Raw genomic sequence first — 776 nt, forward strand, 5'->3', positions numbered from 1 at the left:
GGTGTTTTTTTAGGTTTTCTTGTGTGGGTTTGGGTGTTCGGTGCACGGCCGTGCTCCAGCAGCCGCTGAGGATTGCTGGAGCACGTGTGCGGGTGCCGGCCAGGTGGTGGCGGGCGGGTGGTGAGGTGCGGCTGGGCGGACTGCCGCGGGGGTGTGGCTGCGGACGTGGTGTCAGGACTGGGGGGCGAGGCGGTAGGTCTGAGCCGGGCCGTTGTGGCAGGTCCACTGCTGGACGCGGGCGCCGTTGGCGGTGGAGCGGTCGGTGATGTCGAGGCACTTGGCGCTGTGGCGTGCGGTGAGGGTGTAGGTGCTGTTGCCGAGGGCGGTGGGCTTGAACTGCTGGTTGGTGCCGTTGCCGTAGGTCCACAGGCTGGCCTTGGCGCCGTCGCCGGTCGCGGCGGGTCCGCCGTCGACGTCCCAGGCGAGGGTGGCGGAGTTGCGGCTGATCACCTTGTAGTTGCCGCTGGTGGTGGGCTGGAACTGCCACTGCTGGTTGGTGTTGCCGGCCTGGCAGGTCCACTGCTGGAGCTTGGTGCCGTTGGCGGTCGAGCCGCCGTCGGCGTCCAGGCACTTGCCGCTGCCGGTGTTGATGACCTGGTACCACTTGGTCGGGTCGATGCTGCCGCCGCCGGTGCCGGCTTGAGTGGTTGCGGTCGCGGTGTTGGAGGCGGCCGAGGCGTTGCCGGCTGCGTCGATGGCGCGGACGGTGTAGGAGTAGGCGGTGGAGGCGTTCAGGCCGGTGTCGGTGTACGACGTGGCGGTGCCGGAGGTGGTGG

1 protein-coding gene is annotated in these 776 nt (G+C 69.3%); it reads right to left on the reverse strand.

The annotated features are described in order from the left end of the window. Positions 1-171 precede the first annotated feature (171 nt). Positions 172-776: RICIN domain-containing protein (locus V1J52_RS26000; protein ID WP_330142422.1), on the reverse strand; the 605-nt coding region annotated here is incomplete at its 5' end.

This window comes from Streptomyces solitudinis (genome assembly GCF_036323765.1).
Classification (GTDB): domain Bacteria; phylum Actinomycetota; class Actinomycetes; order Streptomycetales; family Streptomycetaceae; genus Streptomyces.